General features: G+C 63.2%; 19 protein-coding genes. 7 read left to right on the top strand and 12 right to left on the bottom strand.

What is annotated here, in order from left to right:
* Positions 1–114: 114 nt before the first annotated feature.
* The 3 genes from pdxH (at position 115) to ACESL9_RS03545 (ending at position 1,865) form a co-directional block, all read left to right on the top strand.
* The gene (gene pdxH, locus ACESL9_RS03535) at positions 115–720 is read left to right on the top strand and encodes a pyridoxamine 5'-phosphate oxidase (RefSeq protein ID WP_372674511.1); all 606 of its coding nucleotides are present in this window, start codon (positions 115–117) and stop codon (positions 718–720) included.
* 121 nt (positions 721–841) lie between these two features.
* Positions 842–1,378: a cold-shock protein gene (locus ACESL9_RS03540; RefSeq protein ID WP_372612958.1), complete on the top strand. Its 537-nt coding sequence runs from the start codon at positions 842–844 to the stop codon at positions 1,376–1,378.
* A 13-nt stretch (positions 1,379–1,391) separates the two neighbouring features.
* Complete coding sequence (locus ACESL9_RS03545; RefSeq protein WP_372674516.1) at positions 1,392–1,865, top strand: DUF192 domain-containing protein; 474 nt, start codon at positions 1,392–1,394, stop codon at positions 1,863–1,865.
* A 3-nt stretch (positions 1,866–1,868) separates the two neighbouring features.
* Here the strand turns inward: ACESL9_RS03545 and ACESL9_RS03550 are convergent, their stop codons facing one another.
* The 4 genes from ACESL9_RS03550 to ACESL9_RS03565 all read right to left on the bottom strand — a co-directional run bounded on the left by ACESL9_RS03550 (position 1,869) and on the right by ACESL9_RS03565 (position 5,241).
* Positions 1,869–2,750, bottom strand: a complete 882-nt coding sequence (locus tag ACESL9_RS03550) for a glucokinase (RefSeq protein WP_372612956.1) — start codon at positions 2,748–2,750, stop codon at positions 1,869–1,871.
* Positions 2,751–2,884: 134 nt separating this feature from the next.
* The gene (locus ACESL9_RS03555) at positions 2,885–3,967 is read right to left on the bottom strand and encodes a dihydropteroate synthase (RefSeq protein ID WP_372674512.1); all 1,083 of its coding nucleotides are present in this window, start codon (positions 3,965–3,967) and stop codon (positions 2,885–2,887) included.
* A gap of 4 nt (positions 3,968–3,971) precedes the next feature.
* Positions 3,972–4,916, bottom strand: coding sequence for a methylenetetrahydrofolate reductase (locus ACESL9_RS03560; RefSeq protein ID WP_372674517.1), 945 nt, complete (start codon positions 4,914–4,916; stop codon positions 3,972–3,974).
* Between the two features lie 28 nt (positions 4,917–4,944).
* Entirely contained in the window at positions 4,945–5,241 is a 297-nt protein-coding gene (locus ACESL9_RS03565; protein ID WP_372612952.1) for a virulence factor, read from the bottom strand.
* A gap of 329 nt (positions 5,242–5,570) precedes the next feature.
* Here ACESL9_RS03565 and ACESL9_RS03570 point away from each other — a divergent pair, with 329 nt between their 5' ends.
* Together ACESL9_RS03570 and ACESL9_RS03575 are read left to right on the top strand one after the other, a co-directional pair.
* Positions 5,571–6,683 (top strand): Ppx/GppA phosphatase family protein, encoded by a 1,113-nt coding sequence (locus ACESL9_RS03570; protein WP_372614593.1) that lies wholly within the window; start codon positions 5,571–5,573, stop codon positions 6,681–6,683.
* A gap of 21 nt (positions 6,684–6,704) precedes the next feature.
* Positions 6,705–7,421 carry an RlmE family RNA methyltransferase gene (locus tag ACESL9_RS03575; RefSeq protein ID WP_372674513.1) on the top strand — a complete coding sequence of 239 codons (717 nt, stop codon included), beginning with the start codon at positions 6,705–6,707 and terminating at the stop codon, positions 7,419–7,421.
* Positions 7,422–7,496: 75 nt separating this feature from the next.
* Here the strand turns inward: ACESL9_RS03575 and ACESL9_RS03580 are convergent, their stop codons facing one another.
* From ACESL9_RS03580 to ACESL9_RS03610, 7 genes are all read right to left on the bottom strand, one after another.
* Entirely contained in the window at positions 7,497–8,114 is a 618-nt protein-coding gene (locus ACESL9_RS03580; protein WP_372614583.1) for a TetR/AcrR family transcriptional regulator, read from the bottom strand.
* The gene (ppk2, locus tag ACESL9_RS03585; RefSeq protein WP_372614581.1) at positions 8,107–8,994 is read right to left on the bottom strand and encodes a polyphosphate kinase 2; all 888 of its coding nucleotides are present in this window, start codon (positions 8,992–8,994) and stop codon (positions 8,107–8,109) included. Before ppk2 ends, ACESL9_RS03580 begins: the two co-directional genes overlap by 8 nt.
* Before the next feature lie 81 nt (positions 8,995–9,075).
* Positions 9,076–10,035 (bottom strand): alpha/beta fold hydrolase, encoded by a 960-nt coding sequence (locus ACESL9_RS03590; protein WP_372614591.1) that lies wholly within the window; start codon positions 10,033–10,035, stop codon positions 9,076–9,078.
* A 5-nt stretch (positions 10,036–10,040) separates the two neighbouring features.
* Positions 10,041–10,994, bottom strand: a complete 954-nt coding sequence (gene metA, locus ACESL9_RS03595) for a homoserine O-succinyltransferase (RefSeq protein WP_372614579.1) — start codon at positions 10,992–10,994, stop codon at positions 10,041–10,043.
* 44 nt (positions 10,995–11,038) lie between these two features.
* Positions 11,039–11,896, bottom strand: coding sequence for an ATPase (locus tag ACESL9_RS03600; RefSeq protein ID WP_372614577.1), 858 nt, complete (start codon positions 11,894–11,896; stop codon positions 11,039–11,041).
* Between the two features lie 54 nt (positions 11,897–11,950).
* Positions 11,951–12,862, bottom strand: a complete 912-nt coding sequence (locus ACESL9_RS03605) for a DMT family transporter (RefSeq protein ID WP_372614575.1) — start codon at positions 12,860–12,862, stop codon at positions 11,951–11,953.
* Between the two features lie 41 nt (positions 12,863–12,903).
* A complete protein-coding gene (locus ACESL9_RS03610; protein ID WP_372674514.1) occupies positions 12,904–13,776 on the bottom strand; it encodes a DMT family transporter in 873 nt (290 codons plus the stop codon).
* An 84-nt stretch (positions 13,777–13,860) separates the two neighbouring features.
* On the opposite strand from ACESL9_RS03610, the gene ACESL9_RS03615 reads away from it, so the two are divergent.
* On the top strand, positions 13,861–15,492 hold the full coding sequence (locus ACESL9_RS03615; RefSeq protein WP_372674515.1) for an AMP-binding protein: 1,632 nt from the start codon (positions 13,861–13,863) through the stop codon (positions 15,490–15,492).
* A gap of 118 nt (positions 15,493–15,610) precedes the next feature.
* On the opposite strand, the gene guaA is transcribed toward ACESL9_RS03615, so the two are convergent.
* The gene (gene guaA / locus ACESL9_RS03620) at positions 15,611–17,167 is read right to left on the bottom strand and encodes a glutamine-hydrolyzing GMP synthase (protein ID WP_372614569.1); all 1,557 of its coding nucleotides are present in this window, start codon (positions 17,165–17,167) and stop codon (positions 15,611–15,613) included.
* 255 nt (positions 17,168–17,422) lie between these two features.
* Here guaA and ACESL9_RS03625 point away from each other — a divergent pair, with 255 nt between their 5' ends.
* A complete protein-coding gene (locus tag ACESL9_RS03625; RefSeq protein WP_372614567.1) occupies positions 17,423–18,967 on the top strand; it encodes a trimethylamine methyltransferase family protein in 1,545 nt (514 codons plus the stop codon).
* The last annotated feature ends 202 nt before the right edge of the window (positions 18,968–19,169 follow it).

Genomic DNA, 19,169 nt, shown 5'->3' on the forward strand with positions numbered 1-19,169 from the left:
GGATCCGGAGAACCCTGAACCGGCGTTTGCAGATGATTGAATTCTTTAGGCGAACAACTAGGTTGCATCAAGGGCAAGGGTGCTCGGGGATACGGCGCGCAAATAGGGCTGCAGATGAGTGACAGAAGTGGAATTTTCGCAGGCGACGATCCGTTCGCCATTGCCCGCAGCTGGTTGGCCGAGGCCGAGGACAGCGAGGTCAACGATCCGAACGCCATCGCGCTGGCTACCGTGGATGCGGATGGTCTGCCCAATGTGCGGATGGTGCTGCTCAAGGAGATTGAGGCGGATGGCTTTGTCTTTTACACAAACTACGGCAGCGTGAAGGCACAGGAGCTTGAGCAGGCGGGCAACGCCGCCTTCGTGATGCATTGGAAGAGCCTGCGCCGCCAGATCCGGGTGCGCGGCACGATCACCCGCGAGGACGGCTCCAAGGCGGATGAATATTATGCCAGCCGCTCGCTCAAGAGTCGGCTGGGGGCCTGGGCATCGCAGCAGTCGCAGCCGCTTTCGTCGCGCGCGGCGTTGATGGCCGAGGTTGGCCGGGTGACCGCGAAACATGGCACGAACCCTGTACGCCCCCCATTCTGGGGTGGTTTTCGGATCAACCCTGTGGAAATTGAATTCTGGGCAGACGGAGCGTTTCGTCTGCATGACAGGTTCAAATGGAGCCGCGACGAAGAGGCAGGAAACTGGTTGATTCAAAGGTTGAGCCCGTGAATTTCACGTTACGTGAAATGCCAAATCCTCGAAATCGGGTAACTTTTTATGCTTGCAACCGTGGCCACCATTGCGCATCACAGTGTGATGTGGGGATGATAGAACTGACGGAACTCGCAAGTTGATTGAAGATGGAAACAACACCCGCAACGTAAGCGGCCATGTGAAGTGGTTTGACCCCGTCAAGGGGTTCGGGTTCGTTGTGGCAGATGAAGGTGGGCCAGACATTCTGCTGCATGCGAATGTCCTTCGGAACTACGGGCAGAGTTCCGTCGCGGATGGGGCATTGGTTGAAATCTGCGTGCAGGACACAGAACGCGGGGTTCAGGCGGTCGAGATCATCAATATCGAGCCGCCCGCGAGAACTGAAGGGGTGCCGCTGGCCGATTTCGAGCAGATCGACCCGGAGGTGATCCGAAGTGCACCGCTGGAACCGGCGCGGGTCAAGTGGTTCGACAAGGCCAAGGGGTTCGGTTTTGCCAATGTTTTCGGAAGATCCGAGGATGTGTTCCTGCACATCGAGGTTCTGCGCCGGTCCGGGCTGGCCGATCTGCAGCCGGGCGAGGCGCTGGCCTTGCGCGTGATTGACGGCAAGCGCGGACGCATGGCGACCGAGGTCTGCGCATGGGAAGCCGGTTTGAAGGCGCAGGAGGAATGATCGGGTGAGCCGTATGTTGCGCCACATGCTCTGGACCCTTGCGATTGTTGCCGCGAATGTCTGGAGTGGGGTGGCCGCGGCAGAGTGCCCGGACGACGAGGTTACACTGCGCGGGCCATGGGGGCAGGCACGGTTCGGTGTCGAACTGGCGGTTTCGGCGCAGGAGCGGGCCCGGGGCCTGATGCATCGCGAAAGCCTGCCACAAAGCCAGGGGATGCTTTTCGTTTATCCGCGTCCGGCCCCTGTCGGTTTCTGGATGAAGAACACGCTTATCCCGCTCGACATGATTTTTCTAGATGAGGCCGGTCGCGTGGTGAAGGTGCATCACGAGGCGCAGCCGCATGATGAAACGGTGATCCGGGGCGGAGGCGAAGTGAAGGCGGTGCTTGAGATCAATGGTGGTCTGGCCAAGCGGTTGGGTATCTTTGCAGACAGCGAATTGCGGCATCCCGCATTCGGCGCGGAGGCGGCCTGGCCTTGTGAGTGACTGTCAGGTCTTTCGTGAAAGATGCGCAAGACCGTGGAGCGGAGCAAGATCGTCGTCGATGCAGCGCAGGACAAAGTGACCCATGATGTCGCTATAGGCCCCGCGGGCCGCGAAATGGTGTCGAAAATGAGGACTGTCGAGTTGTGCATGCAATGCGCGGCCGACGCTGCCGGCAAGATAGATCCCGCCATAGGGCAGGTGCATCAAGGCAAGAGAGCCCAGCATCGCGCCGAGTGTGCGCAAGACAAGGTCACGGGTGTCCGGGTGGGAAGTGATGATGTCGTCAGGGCTGCGATCCGCACCGGTCATCAGACGATGCGCGCGGGTCAACCCGGGGCCGGAGACAAGTGCTTCGGCACTGTTGGAGCCGAAATCGCGGGCAAGCGCGGCCAGGATCGGTGCGTCGCTTTCGCTGGTGAAGGGCAGGGATTGATAGCCGCTTTCACCGGGAGGCACGAAGACATGTCCCGATAACGGATAAGCCAGCGCAACGTTCAGGCCGGTGCCGATGGCCAGCACGAGGCGGGTGTCAAGCAGCCGGTCACCGGCAATCTCGGGCACGGCAAGAGCATGACCCATCGCCTGGAGATCGTTGAGCAGAGTGATCTGCCCAATTCCCGTGGCGGCGCTGAGCGCGGAGGCGGAGCAGGACCAATCCGGGCGGTTCGTCAGGCGCACATGGCCATCGCGCACCGGCCCGGCGGCGGCAAGGATCAGGCACCTGGGTCGTACGGGTTGCGCGGCAGCGTAGTCTGCCAGCATCGGGATGAGACCGGAGCTTTGGTCATTGTCCAAACTGCAGATGGTCGTGCCGTCAAGCCGGCCGTTGCGGGCCAAAGCAAGGCGGCTTTTGGTGCCGCCGATATCCGCAAGAAGCGTTGTCATGGGCCAAGTCTACCCGAGCCACGGTGCAAGCAAAGCCCGTATCCCCGGCGCCGCAAAATCGAGAGGCGCAGATTTACACCCCGACCGGTGGCGCCCCCGCAGGTCACGCGGCGCGCGGGGGCAAGAACCATGCTTCAGGCGCGCCGGCGGCGGCCTCCGGTACGCCCGGCGCGGCCGCGATTTTCCTGGCCGGGTTTCGGCGCAACCTTGTTGAAGTTGATCCACTCGGCCCCGCCGTCATCGTTGTTCATCAGGAAATTGGCAGCGCGGATCGCCTCCATTTCCTTGCCGGGACGGGGTTTGGTGCTGCCCAGGCCAAAAAGCGTCACAAAGGTCTCGTCGTCCATGTCCTCGGGCAGGACGATCCCAGCGGCGGCGACCTCGGCCTTCTTCTCGGCAATTTTCGTGGGGCCGACAGGCAGGGCGACGGGGTTCATGATGGCCGAGGTCATGCCCGCAGTGATTGCCATGGGCAGGAAGGCATTGTTGATGCCGTGACGGTTGGGCAGGCCGAAACTGATGTTCGACGCGCCGCAGGTGGTGTTGACCCCCAGTTCCTCGCGAAGGCGACGCACGAGTGTAAAGACCTGCAAACCGGCGGTGCCCATGGCGCCGATCGGCATGACCAGCGGATCGACCACGATGTCATGGGCGGGTATACCGAAATCGGCGGCGCGCTCGACGATCTTCTTGGCCACGGCGAAGCGCACTTCGGGGTTTTCGGAAATGCCGGTGTCGTCATTCGAGATCGCCACCACGGGGACATTGTATTTCTTGACCAGTGGCAGGACGAGTTCGAGGCGTTCCTCCTCGCCGGTGACCGAGTTAAGCAGCGGGCGGCCCTCGGCGGCGGCGAGGCCGTTTTCGAGCGCACCGGGGACCGAGCTGTCGATGCAGAGTGGTACATCCACGACGCGTTGCACCACCTCGACCAGTTGTTTCATCAGCGTGGGTTCGACGAAATTGTTGTCGGCATAGCGCGGGTCCTCGGCCATCTTGTTCGAAAACACTGCACCGGAGTTGATGTCGAGCACCGTGGCGCCCGCGGCAACCTGGGCCAGCGCATCGGCTTCGACCCGGGAAAAATCGTCGCGTTCCAGTTCCTCGTTGAGAATCTTGCGCCCGGTTGGGTTGATCCGTTCGCCGATCACGCAAAAGGGCTGATCAAATCCGATGATCGCGGTTTTGGTTTTCGATTCGACGATGGTGCGGGTCATATGCTTATCCTTGCTCTTGCTGGCTGGCGGGGGTAGCGGAAGCGCCACCGTTTTCGATGGCCCATTGGGCGTTGGTCTTGATCCCGCCAAGCGGGAAGAAATGGACCTGTTCGATGAGGCTGTCGGGGTTGGTGGCCTTGTGGGCGGCCAGATCGCTGAGCACCTCGGTCGGCTCATAGGGCAGCAGCAGTTTCGAGACATCCCTCGCGCGGCGTTGCAGAACGCGGATCGAGGGGCCCACGCCGCAGGTGACGGCGAACTTGATCATGGTCTGAAGTTTGGCGGGACCGGCAATGCCGATATGGATAGGCAGGGTGATACCGGCCACTTTCAAGCCGTCTGCCCATTGCACGATCGGCGCAGCCTCGAAGGCAAATTGCGTGGCGATGGCCATTCTCGCATCGGTGCGTTCGGAAAACTTCTGTTTCCAGTGAATGGCTTCCTCGACGTTCTTCATGCTCCCATCAGGGTCGATATCGCGATTGCCTTCGGGGTGGCCGGCAACATGCAGGCGTTTGAACCCGGCCTTGTCGAAGAGGCCCGTTTCCAAAAGTTGCATCGAGCTGTGGAAATCGCCAAGCGGCTTGTCCACACCACCGGCGAGCAGCAGCGCCTGATCTACGTCGGCCTCGCCCTGGTACATCGCGATCCAGTTTTCCAGAGTGGCCGCGTCACGGATAATGCGGGCTGGGAAATGCGGCATCACCGGATAGCCATCGCGCGCAAGACGCGCGGCGGTCGCGACCATGTCCTCGATCGGGGTGCCCTCGATATGGGCGATGTAAATGCGCGTGCCGCTAGGCAGCAGGTCACGGAAATCCTCGACCTTTTCGGCGGTGCGCGGCATCACCTCGATCGAGTAGCCTGCGAGAAACGCCTCGAGCTGTGGGTTGACCGGGCTGGCGGCGCCGGCGGTGGTGTCTTTCTTGCGGAAATTCAAAAGCGACATGATCGGCTCCCAAAGGCGCATGTGGGGCTCACGCCCATCCATCGTTGGCGATCAGGGCCTTGAGCCGGTCCTGATCATATTCCGCCTCGATACGCGCAGCCTCTGCCACGGCAACATCGGCGGGGTCTCCGTCGACCGAGAAGGGGGCGGCTTTGCGCCATTCGGCGAGATAGGCGTCGGTTTCGGCCGCGCCCACCTTCATTGCCGCGCGGTCGATCGCCTGTTCGAAGCGCTCAGGCAGGGGCATTTTGGTGCCCCGGCGACCCTTGCCGACGATGACCTGCGCGGGGATGTCCCGCCAATAGACGATTGTGACATCGGCCATGGATGATTCCCTCTCACTCTTTGACCCCTCAATAGAGAGTCGCGGTCGCCACCAAAGGCGGATTTTCGACACGATTGCGCGCACAAGCGACGCGATGGAACATAACCGCCTTGTGCCCGTTCGGCGAGAGGGGTCGCTGTCCGAAATGTTCATCTCCTGTATGAAACCGTTTCAAGGCCCGGGTGCTGGCCTTGACCGGCGAACACGTGCTTACGGCTGAATTGCAATCCCGGCAAAGAATCTGCGAGCGCCGCGCCCTGACAAAGAGCTTGCAAGGGGGCGATGGTGCGCCTAACTTTATGTCAACTCGAAATGGAGGGCGTGACGAGATGGCGCCCAAGCGTCCCGAAGGTGCGGGCGCGTTCCCGATACCGGTTGAAAGCCCCGCGCCGAGACCGCCGGATCCCGCGCAGCTTTATGCGGCGCTGGACCTTGGCACCAATAGCTGCCGCATGTTGATTGCCCAACCCAAGGGCAGTCAATTCCATGTGGTGGACAGTTTTTCGAAATCGGTGCAGCTCGGGCAGGGCCTCGAGCGGACCGGAACCCTTAGTCGTGCCTCGATGGCGCGCACCGTGCAGGCACTGCGGATCTGCCAGCAAAAGCTCAAGCGTCACAACGTGAAACGGATGCGGCTTATAGCGACCGAAGCCTGTCGACGGGCACGCAATGCGGAGGATTTCATCCGGACGGTCAGGCGCGAGACCGGGCTGCAACTGGACATCATTATGCCCGAGGAAGAGGCGCGGCTGGCGGTGATCTCTTGTGCGCCGCTGGTTTCCACCAAGACCGAACAGCTCCTGGTGGTCGATATCGGGGGCGGATCGACCGAGCTTGTCTGGATCGACCTGTCGCGCGTGCCAAACCGGGACCGGCCGCGTGCCATCATGCGGCTTCATACCGGGTTTCACACCACCGATAGCCCGTTTCCCGCGGCCAAGGTCGTGGACTGGATCAGCGTACCACTGGGCGTGGCGACGCTGCGCGACCAGTTTCGCGATGTCGAGGACGACGCGGCGCGCTTCGCGTTGATGAGCTGGTATTTTGAAGAAAACCTCGCGGAATTCGCACCTTACAAGGACGAGCAGGCGCGGGCCGGATTCCAGATCGTAGGTACCTCGGGCACCGTGACGACCGTGGCGGCGTCGCATCTGGGTCTGAAACGCTATGACCGGACCAAGGTGGACGGGCTTCGCATGACGAGCGACCAGATCGACCGGGTGATACAGACCTATCTGCGGATGGGTCCGGGCGGGCGGCGGCGTGACCCGCGGATCGGGCAGGACCGGCAGGCGCTGATCATGTCGGGGGCGGCGATCCTGCAGGCCATGATGCGGGTATGGCCGACCGACAGGCTTTCGGTTGCGGACCGGGGCTTGCGCGAAGGATTGCTTTACGCGCAGATGAGTGCCGACGGGGTGCTGGAGGACGGGCCGTTCTGAACAGGCGGTGAGGATGTGATGATGGTGAAGAAACCCACAGGCAAGAACACATCGGGGCGCGGACAGCGTGACCTGACCGTGAAGGTCAAGACTGCGCGCGGGCGCAAGCTGAGTTCGACGCGATGGTTGCAGCGGCAGTTGAACGACCCCTATGTCCTTCGCGCCCGCAAGGAAGGCTATCGCGGACGGGCCGCGTTCAAGATCATGGAACTGGACGACAAGTACCGGTTCCTCGTGCCTGGGGCGCGGGTGGTTGACCTCGGTTGTGCGCCGGGGGGCTGGATACAGGTGGCGGTGCCGCGGATCAACGCTCTGCTTGAGAAGAGCGGCAAGAAACAGGGCCGGATCATCGGCGTGGACCTGCAGGAGGTCGAGCCGATCGCGGGCGCCGAGATCCATCAGCTCGATTTCCTCGACGAGGGGGCGGATGAAAAGGTCAAGGCGTGGCTTGGTGGCAAGGCCGACGTGGTACTGAGCGACATGGCCGCGTCCAGCTCGGGGCACAAGCAGACCGACCATCTGCGCATCATCACGCTGTGCGAGGCGGCGGCAGAGTTTGCCTTTGACGTGCTTGACGAAGGAGGCACATTCGTTGCCAAGGTTCTGGCCGGGGGTGCCGAAGGCACGCTTCAGCAGCGGCTCAAGCAGAGGTTCGAGAAGGTGGCGAACGTCAAGCCGCCGGCGAGCCGGGCGGATTCATCCGAGAAATTCGTGGTGGCGACCGGCTTCCGGGGCTAGCCACTGTAATGCGCTTCAATACCGAGCACGTGTCTTTTGGACCGCGGGTTCGGTCATGCCGACGGGCGACGGTAATCAGGCGTCGGGTTCGATCAGGCCAAGACCGCGCAGATAGACTCCGATGCCGGTTTCGAGCAGGTCTTCGGGCGAGTAGGGCGATCGGGTGCCGGGCGAATTTCGTGCGAAAAGTTCGACCACGCCATGTGACATGGCCCAGATATGGGCCGAGAACATCGCGGCGGGCGGGCGCTTTGCTGGCGGTATATGTTGCGACAGGTCCTCGGCGGCGCGTTCGAGCACCGCGCGGGCGCGGGCAGAGGCGGCGGCAAGCTCGGGGGTGCGGTTGACCGAGATTCCGCTTTCGAACATCGCGATGTAATGGCCCGGATACTTGCGGGCAAACGCGAGATAGGCGCGCCCCGTCGCCTCGAACGCGGCGAGCGCCGAGGGCTGGCCCGAGTCATAGGCATATTGCATGAGATCGGCGAAAATCTCGTATCCCTGCCGGGCGGCTTCGGCGATGAGGTCTTCGCGTCCGTCGAAATGGCGATAGACCGCAGCCGGGGTGACACCGGCCTGTTTCGCGGCCTCGGACAGGGTAAAGCCGCTCGGGCCGCGCGCCTCGATCAGCTGAAGTGCTGCCTCGACCAGGGCCTGGCGCAGGTTGCCATGGTGATAGCCGCGTTTACGCATCCCATATCTCGGGGCCGCCGCAGACCGCGCCGTCGAGCCGGCCCAGCCCCTTGCCGTATTTGTGAGCATAGTCGATCCGCGACAGGACCGACCGGATCGCGTGGACCCGGGCGCGGCGCTTGTCATCGGAGCGGATGATTGTCCAGGGCGCGTGATCGCTATGCGATCGCTCGAAGGTTTCCGCGATGGCGCGGGTGTAGTCATCCCATTTGCCAAGCCCTTCGATGTCGATCCGGCTCAGCTTCCAGTGTTTCAGGGGATCGCTTTCGCGCTTGAGAAAGCGCGCGAGTTGTTCGGCGCGTCCGACATTGAGCCAGAGCTTGAAAAGCAGGATGCCCTCGTCGACCAGCATACGTTCGAAATCGGGCACCTGGGCGAAGAAGTGCTCTCGCTGGTCGTCGGTGCAAAAGCCGAAAACCTTCTCCACGACACCACGGTTATACCAGCTTCGGTCGTAGAACACGATCTCGCCGCCCGCGGGCAGGTGGTCGATGTAGCGCTGGAAATACCATTGCGTCGTCTCCCTGTCGGTTGGCTTTGGAAGGGCGGCGACGCGGGCGCCGCGCGGGTTGAGATTCTCGCGGAAACGCTTGATCGTGCCGCCCTTGCCGGCTGCGTCGCGGCCCTCGAACACGATGGCGATGCGCGCGCCGCTTTGCTTGACCCAATGTTGCAGCTTGGCCAGTTCGATCTGGAGCGCGTCGAGTTCCTTGCCATAAGCCTTGCGTGGCATGCGTTCGGAATAGGGATAATCGGGATTGAGGATATCGCCCTTTTCTGCCCGTTTGATGGCGTTGCGGATGGGGGCGGGGGCCGCGTCTTCGAGATAGCGGGTTATGGCGCCGTCAAAGGGCGGCTCGAACGGGTCCGATCGGGTCACTCTGCATTTCCTCTTGCATGGATTGCCCATGATTAGCGGATTTCGCGAAGAGGCTAAAGCGGTTCGATGCGTGTGCGCCGGTCACTCTTTGGATGGAAGCCCCGCACGGGTGGCGGCGCGGTCGATGGCGGCGATCACCGCGGGCTGGGCGACGTGCTGGGGCATGTGGCCAATGCCATCGAGCCGGGCCAGGCGCGCGCCGTCGATCTGTTCGGTCAGGGGCAGGGCATGGATGTCGAGGCCAACTGTGGTGTCGGCCGTGCCATGCACGCTTTCGACGGGCAGGTCGATCTGCGGATATTGCCTCTGTAGTGCGGTGATCTCGGACAGGAGATTGACCCGTTGCAGGGCGATGGTGCGCAGCGCCTCGCGGCGCAGGGTCAGGCCGACCCCGACATGCGCAGCGTAGCCGGTGGGCGGGTCTTGCGGGGCAAAGATTGCATCAATCGTGTCAGACACCCGGCTGTCTTGCGCATAGGCGGTGATGAGCGGAATCAGCAGCGGCCCGACGACCGGGTGCGAGGTCAGGCGGTAATACCAGCCCAGATCGCGTTGCCAGGGCTGAGACGGGGCCGAGAGCAGCACCAGCGCCGAGAGGGTTTCGGGCCACCGTACCGCCCAGGCCAGCGCCACCGCCCCGCCATAGGAATGGCCCAGAACGATGGGGCGCTCGGCGCCAAGTTGCTGCGCGGCCCGTGACAGGAGGTCGGCCTGTTGGGTGATCGTAGCGCCGGTGCGGTTGATCCGCTCGGAATGGCCCAGCCCTGGCCGGTCGAAGATGATCACCCGGTAGTGCGCGGCCAGTGCAGGGGCGAGGGAATGCGTGAAGTCCCGAGTATTGCCCGAAAGGCCGTGGATCAGCACAAGATCTGGCGCATCCGCGCGATCCGGCCCCATGACCACCGCGTGCACCTGGTGGCCATCGACCGTGAGAATGCGCCCCTCTGGCGGGTGGCTGGCCACGGCGCGCGCCTCGTGGGCGCGTGCCTTCCACAGGGTGATGCCGACGAAAATCACCAGCAGGGCAAGGGCCAACAACACGAGTTTCAATCGCCCGGGCTCCGCCAGTCGGTGGTTTCCATGCCGATTTTGGAGATGTCATAGGGGGTTGTCTGGTAAATTTCGGAAATCCAGTTGCCATAGAGCAGGTGGGCATGGCTGCGCCAGCGGTTCTGGGGCGTCAACGCCGGGTTGTCGTCCGGGTAGTAGTTGATCGGCACGATGATCTCGGTCCCCGAGGTCAAGTCGCGGTCATATTCCTGCTTGAGCGTGTCGCTGTCATATTCGAAATGGTTGAAGATATAGAGAGCGCGGTGGTTCGGGTCTTCGACCAGGCAGGGGCCGACCTCTTCGCTGCCCAGCAGGGTCGATAGCGCGGGCACGGCGTCGATTTCGTTCTGGCGAACCTCGGTCCAGCGTGAGACGGGGATCACGCAATCGTCGGAAAATCCGCGCAGATAGGGCGAGGCGGGGGCGAGGTTCTGGTGCCGGAAACAGCCGAATGCCTTGTGCGGGAGCATGTGTTTGCGGATTCCGTGGAAATGATTGATCATCGCCATCCCGCCCCAACAGACACCAAAGGTGGAATGTACGTGGGATTGCGTCCAGTCGAAGACGTGGCGCAATTCGTCGATATAGGTGACTTCGTCAAAATCGAGATGCTCGATCGGGGCGCCGGTGATGATCAGCCCGTCGAACTTCTCACCCGTTTCGCGCACTTCGGTGAAGGGACGATAGAAGCTCTCCATGTGGTCGGCGGCGGTGTTCTTCGTCTCGTGCTCGCTCATGCGGATCAGCGACAACTCGATCTGCAGGGGCGTGGCGCCGATCAGTCGGGCGAACTGGTTCTCGGTCTGGATCTTCTTGGGCATCAGGTTCAGAAGCCCGATGCGCAGCGGGCGGATGTCCTGGCGGGCGGCGGCGTCCTCGTCCATGACCTGCACACCCTCGCGCGTGAGAACGTCGAAGGCCGGCAGGTCGGAAGGAAGCTTGATCGGCATGGATGGGAGTCCTTGGGTAACGGGTGACGGATATAGCCGCGGGGTCAGGGAGTCTCAATCGCCTCGGCGATCACATCGGTGAAATCGGCCTCGGAAGCGATTCCAGCGACCTGGTCGGCGGTGATGGTTACGCCCCATCTGGCCATCGCCTCGTAGCGCGGCTGGCGGTGGGCAAGCGCCTTGGCATAGGTCCAGCGGATGAAGCTGTCGGGATCGACCTGAGTTTCGGTGCAGTCGTTCTCCGAAAGATAGCACCGCCACATCGCGTCGAGGAACTCGGGCTGATAGGCCATCGGCTTCGGGGCGCGATCAAAGCGGCGGATCAACTCCTCGGTATGGGCGGCATCGCCCTTGATCCAGACCATGAGGCAACGTGCGGAAAGCTCGTTCATCAGCGGATCGTCGGGATCGTCGGGATCGACCCATTCGCAGATCGATCCGCCCGTGTCGCAGATGAAATGCGGATAACCATAGAGATCGCGGGCGCGAGAGATGAAATACGCGGTATCGTTCAACGCCGCGATCTCGCCTTCGCGAAACTGACCCTGGCGGCGGGTGTATGTGGCGTAAGGAAGGCCGCCCCGGTCGGGATCGCCCGGTTTGCCGAGGTAGGTCGAGACCGGGGCGAGGTTGTTGAAGGTGATGTTCGAGCCGATATGGATCGAGTCCGACAAGAGAAGATTGCGCAGGAACGGGTTCTTCATCGCCTCGCGCTTGACGTTGTCGGTGATGTATTCGCCCATGTAGCGGGTACCGATCCGGTAGTCGATGGAATAGTGATACCAGTCGCCCGAGTCGCGCAGAAGGTTGGAAACATGGGTTTTTCCAAGACCGGACATGCCGAAAAAGAGTACCGATCTGCGGGCGGCGTCGCGCCAGGCCCGGGCAGTGGGATAAAGCATGAAAAGACCCCTTGGGATATGTTCCAAGCTTGGTAAATCGCTGCAAAGGCGCGGTCAAACCCTTAAGGCGAGGCGGCGCAGGATGCGGCCATCGAGAATGGCCAGACCGAGCGCCAGCAGCCCAAAGCCTGCAAATGCATTCGGCGTGAGCGTTTCGCCCAGAAAGAGCGTGCTCAGGATGATCGCGACAACCGGGACGACCAGCGTGACCAGCAGGAGATTGCCCGACCCCGCCAGCGAAAGGACCTTGTAGTAGAGCAGGAAGGCCAGTCCAGTGCCGGGAATCGCGATGTAGGCCAGCAGGGCCAAGGTTGTCGGCGACAGGACGAAGGTCGGCGCCCCTTCGGTCATCCAGGCGGTTGGCAGCATGACGCATGCAGCCGCTGTCAGCATGCCCGCCGCCGCCACGCTGAGCGGGACCTCGGCAAGATGCTTGCGCGCCCAGACCCCGGCCAACGCATAGCAGAGCGCCGCCCCCAGCACCGCGAGTTGCCCGGCGCTGCGAAGGTCGAACGCGCGCAGATGCTCAAGCCCGATCACGGTGGCCACGCCCAGGAACCCCGTTGCGATGCCCGCCAGCTTGCGCAGGGTGAGCCGTTCATCCGACAGGAAGATGGCCGCCATCAGCACACCGAAGATCGCCGTGGCGCCGTTCAGGATAGCGGTCAGGCTGGCCTCGATATGCTGTTGCGCCCAGAAGGTGAGCGAGAAGGGCATAACGTTGTTGAGCACGCCCATCACCCCGAGCGCCACCCAGATGCGCGGAGAACGGGGGATCTGCACACGACGCAGCGCGACGAACCCCCAAAGCAAAAGCGCGGCCCAGAAGGTCCGGTGCCCGACAATGGTAAGAGGGCCCAGTTCCTGCAGAACGACACGTGCAGCCGGAAATGTGCCACCCCAGATCAAGCCAAGCAGGAGAATGAGCGACGTGGCCAGCGGACTCAGGGACTTTTGCGTTTCCATGGCGGGGGTTTAGCGCTTCATTGCAAATGATGCGACCCGGATCATGCGGGTCTGCGCAGGGCCCGCGATTCGGTCCAGATGTTGAGGTAGTTGCCGCCGAAGATCACCGCCGCCCCGAGCAATACGAACAGGTCCAGCGGTTCCTGATAAAGCAACATCCCCAGCACCGCGATGACCGGAAGGCGGGTGAAGTCGATCGGGGTGACGACCGTGGCGGGGGCGAGCGAAAGCGCCTTGGCGATACAGAAATGCGCCAGGAGTCCGGCACAGCCGATGAGCACGATCAACGGGACATTGGCCGCGTCCGGAAGGGCGATATCGCCGTCGATCCCGGCGCAGATGATGCCGAAAACCGCTTGCATCACGGTAAGATAGAAGAGGATGCAGGTCACGGTTTCGGTGCGGGTGAGCTTTTTCGTGAGCATCGTCGTCATGGCGAAACAGACTGCCGATCCGGCGGCCATGAGGATGCCGATGTCAAAGCTGTCGGTGCTGGGCCGGGCGACGATTAGAATACCGCAGAACCCGACCAGCGCCGACAGGAGCCGCACGGGGGTGAGGCGTTCCCCAAGGATCAGCGGCGAGAGCAGCACCACCCAGATCGGCGAGGTGAATTCCAGCGCGAAGACCTGTGCCAGGGGGATGAGCGTGATGGCATAGAACCACAGGTTCTGACCGGCGAAATGGGCGAAGTTGCGTATCGCGTGGGTGCGCAGGTCACGCCGCTGGATCTCGCGCCAGGTGCCGGTGAGCGTGGCCAGGCCGAGCACGATGACGATGCCCACGAAGCTGCGATACATCATGATCTCGAAGGTATCGAGCTGATAGGAAACCTCGCGTCCGGCGATGGCCATGGTGGAGAACGACAGGATCGCGCCGCTCATCCACAGGGCGGCCAGGACAAAGGGATTCATCGGCGGGCAAGGGGGGTTGTGCGCATCATGCGCTTATCTCTACGGTAAAGTCGTGGCTTGGCAATGGGGAGAGGGGAAAAAGCCATGCTCGAAATCGAGGGGCGCACGATCGGCGCGGTGTTCGACGCGGCCGCCGCGCGCTGGCCGGGGCGCGATTTCCTTGTCGCGACGGCGTGCGAAGGTGCGCCGTTACGCAATCTTACCTATGGTCAAGTCGCTGATCTGGTGGAAAAATTCGAGCATGCCTTGCGCGCGGCGGGATACGGGATCGGCCACCGGGTCGCCGTTTGCCTTGGCACCTGTCCCGAGCATTACATTCTCAAGCTCGCGGCCAACCGGGCGGGGCTTTCCTTCGTGCCAGTCAACCCCGATTACCGGCCCGGCGAGCTGGCCTATCTTCTGGCCGATAGCGGCGCGGTGCTGGCGGTGGCGAATGAGGCCCATGCGGGGCTGATGCGTGCCGGGATCGCCGAGGCCGGGACGGAGGTGGCCTTTGTCCCGCTCGCGTCGATGATGGAGGCGCTGCCGCCCGCGCCATGGCCCGCCGAACCGGGGGTGGTGACACCGGAAAGCGAGGCCGGGCTGCTTTATACATCGGGCACGACGGGGCGGCCCAAGGGCTGCATCCTGAGCCATGAATACGAGTTGATGGTGGGCGACAGTTACCGCCTGATCCGTGGTGCGGTGGCGCTGCGCGATGGAAAGGACCGGGTGTTCAACCCGCTGCCCGCCTTTCACATCAACGCCGGGATCGTGGCCTTTTTCGGTGTCATGCTGACCGGTAACTGCTTGATTCAACCGCAAAGATTCAGCGCCCGGACATGGTGGACGGATATCGGCGAAAGCCGCGCCACGGTGTTTCATTACCTGGGCGTGGTGATTGCCGTTCTGCTTTCGGATCGCGACACCGGACCCGAGGTTCTGGGTCATCTGCGGGTGGGTGTCGGGGCAGGGGTCGAACCCGCGCTGCATGTGGAATTCGAGCGCCGCTTCGGCATTCCGCTGGTCGAGGTCTGGGGCATGACCGAGATGTGCCGGGTGATGTCGATGTGGGAGGAGCCGCGCCGGATCGACACGCGCGCCTTCGGCCGGGCGCGCGAGGACCTTGAGGTTCAGGTCTGGGATGACACGCGCAAGCCATGTCCGCCGGGCGTGCCCGGCGAGATGGTGCTGCGCCATTCGGCGGCAACGCCCGCGAAGGGGTTCTTCTCGGGCTATCTCAACAAGCCCGAGGCCACGCAGGAGGCGTGGGCGGGCGGGTGGTTTCACACCGGCGACACGGTCACCATGGACACGGACGGCGTGCTTTATTTCGTGGACCGCAAGAAGAATATCATTCGCAGGGCAGGCGAGAACATCGCCGCGGCCGAGGTCGAGAACATACTGCTCGAAGATGAAGCGGTGGTTAACGTGGCCTGCGTTGCCGTTCCCGACGAGACCCGAGAAGAGGAGGTTCTGGCCGTGGTGGTGCTGGCCGAAGGGGTCGTGCCGGATGCGGATGCCGGCATGAAGATATTCCGACAAGCCTTTGACAAGATGGCCTATTACAAGCTTCCGGGCTGGATGGTTTTCGTCGATGCGTTGCCCGTGACCGGCACCCAGAAAGTGGTGAAACACCGCATCTTCGCCAAGGGCGAAGACCCGCGCAAGCGCCCCGGCGCGCTCGATCTGCGCCACCTCAAGCGGCGGGAAAAAGGCAGCGAACGGTCGGGTTAACGCGCGGGCTCGGGCGAGAAACAGGGGGGTGACATGCGTATGACTCCCGGCTGACATCCGGCTGCCGGGGAAACCGCCGGGATCGCCCCGCGATTTGCGTTAACGCACCGCGCGCGGTTCATTCCCACTCGATCGTGCCGGGGGGTTTCGAGGTGATGTCATAGGTCACGCGGTTGATGCCCTGCACCTCGTTGATGATGCGCGTCGCGGTCTCGCCGAGGAACTCGTGGCTGAACGGGTAGTAATCGGCGGTCATGCCGTCGACGCTCGTCACCGCGCGCAGGGCGCAGGCGAAATCATAGGTGCGCCCGTCGCCCATCACGCCCACGGTGCGCACCGGCAGGATGGCAACGAAAGCCTGCCAGATATCGTCGTAAAGCCCGTGCTTGCGGATCTGGTCGATGAAGACCGCGTCGGCCTTGCGCAGGATGTCGAGCTTCTCGCGCGTGATCTCGCCCGGACAGCGAATGGCGAGGCCCGGCCCGGGAAAGGGGTGACGGCCGATGAAGGATGCGGGCAGGCCCAGTTCGTGGCCAAGCGCGCGCACCTCGTCCTTGAAAAGCTCGCGCAAGGGTTCGACGAGCTTCAGCCCCATCTTCTCGGGCAGTCCGCCCACGTTGTGATGCGACTTGATCGTGACCGAGGGTCCGCCCGAGAACGACACGCTTTCGATCACGTCCGGGTAGAGCGTGCCCTGGGCGAGGAACTCGGCGCGCTCGATCCGGCCCGCGTATTTCTGGAACACGTCGATGAAGAGCCGCCCGATGGTCTTGCGCTTCTGTTCGGGGTCGCTGACGCCCTCGAGTTCGCCGAGGAACAATTCGGATTCGTCGGCATGGATCAGCTTGATGTTGTAGTGGTCGCGGAACATCGCCACGACCTCCTCGGCCTCGTTCTGGCGCAAGAGACCGTGATCGACGAAAACGCAGGTAAGCTGATCCCCGATCGCCTCGTGCAGGAGCACCGCGGTGACCGAGGAATCGACCCCGCCCGACAACCCGCAGATCACATGTGCGTCGCCCACCTCTTCGCGGATCCTGGCGATCGCCTCCTCGCGATAGGCGCCCATGGTCCAGTCGCCGGTAAAGCCCGCGATACGCAGGAAATTCTCGAAGAATGTGCGCCCGTTCGGAGTGTGATGGACCTCGGGGTGGAACTGCACGGCATAGAAATGACGCGCCGGATCGCCGGTGATGGCAAAGGGCGCGTGGGGCGAGGTGCCATAGACCTCGAACCCGGGGGCAATGGCACTGACATGGTCGCCATGGCTCATCCAGACCTGTTCGCGCCCGTCAAGGAACCATCCCAGCAACAATGCGTCATGCCGGGCCGCGGGCGCGACATAGGCGCGACCGAACTCGGCGGTGCCATGGCCGCGTTCCACGCGACCGCCCAGCATCTGCATCATCACCTGCTGACCGTAACAGATGCCCAGAACCGGCACGCCCAGCGAAAAGACGCTTTCCGGCGGGCGGGGCGATCCTTCGTCGATGACGCTGGCCGGCCCGCCCGAAAGGATCACCGCACGCGGCGCGAATTCGCGCAGGAAGGCATCGGTGACATTCTGGTAAGGGTGAATCTCGCAATAGGTGTTCAGCTCGCGCAGGCGGCGCGCGATCAGCTGCGTCACCTGCGAGCCGAAGTCGATGATCAAAAGGCGGTCATGAGTGCTCATGGCCCGGGATTAGGCCAAGGCCGCGCAAGGCGCAAGCGCCCTTCCTTCATCTTGCCCCAAATACTCCCGCCTGAGGCGCCCGAGGCCGCAGGCCGAGATGAAGAAGCGCGCGGGCCGCATGGCCCGCGCACATCATCACAACGGCCGGGATGTCGCATTTACCCGTCAAAGGCCGCATATGCGCCGCAGGGCAGGTGCGAGCTGCGCTAAACCCGGATGAAACAGGAGCGGCACAAAGGTCAGGACAGCATCGCCATGACAGATACCACCACGCGCAGGCGCGCCCGCTCGGGCGGCGGGGCGGCCCGCCGGGCCGAACGCGGCGCGGTTTCCTTCGAGACCGCCCGTTTCATCACCCGCAACATCCCCGATTACGAAGTCCTCGGCGAAGAGGCGCTCGACATCATCGAGGCCAATGCCGAGACCATCCTTGAAGAGGTTGGCGTCAATTTCGTGGACAACCCCGGCGCGCTGCAACGCTGGCGCGATGCGGGAGCGGATGTGCGCGGCGAGCGGGTGCATATCCCGCGGGGCCTCGCGCGCAAGCTCTGCGCAACCGCGCCGTCGCAGTTCACCCAGGCCGCGCGCAACCCCGAGCGCGCCGTGGAAGTGGGCGGGCGCAACCTCGTTCTGGCGCCGATCTACGGGCCGCCCTTCGTGCGCGATTCAGTGGGCGGGCGACGCTATGCCACGATGGCAGATTTCGAGAAATTCGTGAAGCTGGGCTACATGTCGAAATGGCTGCACCATTCCGGCGGCACCGTCTGCGAGCCGACCGACATCGCGGTGAACAAGCGCCACCTCGACATGCTGCGCGCCCACATGACGCTTTCGGACAAGCCGTTCATGGGCTCGGTCACGGACCCGTCGCGGGCACGCGACAGCGTGGAGATGTGCGAGATCCTGTTCGGCAAGGAGTTCGTGGCCCAGAACACGGTGATGACCTCGCTCATCAACATCAACTCGCCGCTGACCTTCGATGACGTGATGATGGGCGCGCTCGAAGTCTATGCCGAGGCCGGGCAGGCCTGCATCATCTCGCCCTTCATCGTGGGTGGTGCGATGGCGCCGGTGTCGATCGCCGGCACGCTCACGCAGGTCCTGGCCGAGGTCCTGGCGGGCGTGGCCTACAGCCAGCTCGTCCGCCCCGGCGCGCCGGTGATCTTTGGCGCCTTCGTCTCGTCGATCGACATGAATTCGGGCGCGCCGACCTTCGGCACCCCCGAGGCGAGCCATATCACCTATGGCGCGGGGCAATTGGCTCGGCGGCTGGGGCTGCCGTTCCGATCCGCCGGGTCGTTCTGCGGGTCGAAACTGCCCGATGCGCAGGCCGCCTACGAGACCGCCAACAGCCTCAACATGGGGCTCTTGTCGGGCGTCAACTTCATGCTGCATTCCTGCGGCTGGCTCGAAGGCGGGCTGGTGGCGAGTTTCGAGAAATTCGTGATGGATGCCGATCAGCTCGGCACGCTGCACCAGTTGGCGCGCGGCGTGGACATGAGCGAGGACGCGCAGGCGATGGACGCGATCCGCGAGGTCGGCCCCGGCGGGCACTACCTTGGCTGTGCCCATACCCAGGCCAATTTCAAGACCGCGTTCTGGAAGACCGAGCTTTTCGATTACAAGCCCTTCGAAACCTGGGAGGACGAGGGCGCGCGCGACACCCAGACGCTGGCGGCGATACGGGTCGAGAAACTCCTGGCCTCCTACCAGGCGCCCGCGCTCGATCCGGCGATCGCCGAGGCGCTGGACGATTATGTCGCCCGCAAGAAGGACGCGGAACCGGACGCGTTCCTGTAGGCTTCACCCGAGCGACGGCGAGAGGGCGAGCCCGGCGTGCAAGCCCCTTGCCAGATGTGTTGCACGTTGCAGCAGTTGGACCCGACCACAAACCTGGTCGAAGGCTTCAAGCCGGGTGCTGACAAATGCATGCCTTTCGGGTTAAGGTGTAAGCATGCGGTGAGGGCCGCGGCTATGCGGCCTTGACGGAGCTTTCCGTTTT

Source organism: Aquicoccus sp., assembly GCF_041686535.1.
GTDB lineage: Bacteria > Pseudomonadota > Alphaproteobacteria > Rhodobacterales > Rhodobacteraceae > Aquicoccus.

Bases quoted from the DNA above. Each gene is read 5' to 3' on its own strand.
- pdxH (WP_372674511.1), top strand. From the start codon at position 115: ATGAGTGACAGAAGTGGAATTTTCGCAGGCGACGATCCGTTCGCCATT.
- ACESL9_RS03545 (WP_372674516.1), top strand. From the start codon at position 1,392: ATGTTGCGCCACATGCTCTGGACCCTTGCGATTGTTGCCGCGAATGTC.
- ACESL9_RS03550 (WP_372612956.1), bottom strand. From the start codon at position 2,750: ATGACAACGCTTCTTGCGGATATCGGCGGCACCAAAAGCCGCCTTGCT.
- ACESL9_RS03555 (WP_372674512.1), bottom strand. From the start codon at position 3,967: ATGACCCGCACCATCGTCGAATCGAAAACCAAAACCGCGATCATCGGA.
- ACESL9_RS03560 (WP_372674517.1), bottom strand. From the start codon at position 4,916: ATGTCGCTTTTGAATTTCCGCAAGAAAGACACCACCGCCGGCGCCGCC.
- ACESL9_RS03565 (WP_372612952.1), bottom strand. From the start codon at position 5,241: ATGGCCGATGTCACAATCGTCTATTGGCGGGACATCCCCGCGCAGGTC.
- ACESL9_RS03570 (WP_372614593.1), top strand. From the start codon at position 5,571: ATGGCGCCCAAGCGTCCCGAAGGTGCGGGCGCGTTCCCGATACCGGTT.
- ACESL9_RS03575 (WP_372674513.1), top strand. From the start codon at position 6,705: ATGGTGAAGAAACCCACAGGCAAGAACACATCGGGGCGCGGACAGCGT.
- ACESL9_RS03580 (WP_372614583.1), bottom strand. From the start codon at position 8,114: ATGCGTAAACGCGGCTATCACCATGGCAACCTGCGCCAGGCCCTGGTC.
- metA (WP_372614579.1), bottom strand. From the start codon at position 10,994: ATGCCGATCAAGCTTCCTTCCGACCTGCCGGCCTTCGACGTTCTCACG.
- ACESL9_RS03600 (WP_372614577.1), bottom strand. From the start codon at position 11,896: ATGCTTTATCCCACTGCCCGGGCCTGGCGCGACGCCGCCCGCAGATCG.
- ACESL9_RS03605 (WP_372614575.1), bottom strand. From the start codon at position 12,862: ATGGAAACGCAAAAGTCCCTGAGTCCGCTGGCCACGTCGCTCATTCTC.
- ACESL9_RS03610 (WP_372674514.1), bottom strand. From the start codon at position 13,776: ATGAATCCCTTTGTCCTGGCCGCCCTGTGGATGAGCGGCGCGATCCTG.
- ACESL9_RS03615 (WP_372674515.1), top strand. From the start codon at position 13,861: ATGCTCGAAATCGAGGGGCGCACGATCGGCGCGGTGTTCGACGCGGCC.
- guaA (WP_372614569.1), bottom strand. From the start codon at position 17,167: ATGAGCACTCATGACCGCCTTTTGATCATCGACTTCGGCTCGCAGGTG.
- ACESL9_RS03625 (WP_372614567.1), top strand. From the start codon at position 17,423: ATGACAGATACCACCACGCGCAGGCGCGCCCGCTCGGGCGGCGGGGCG.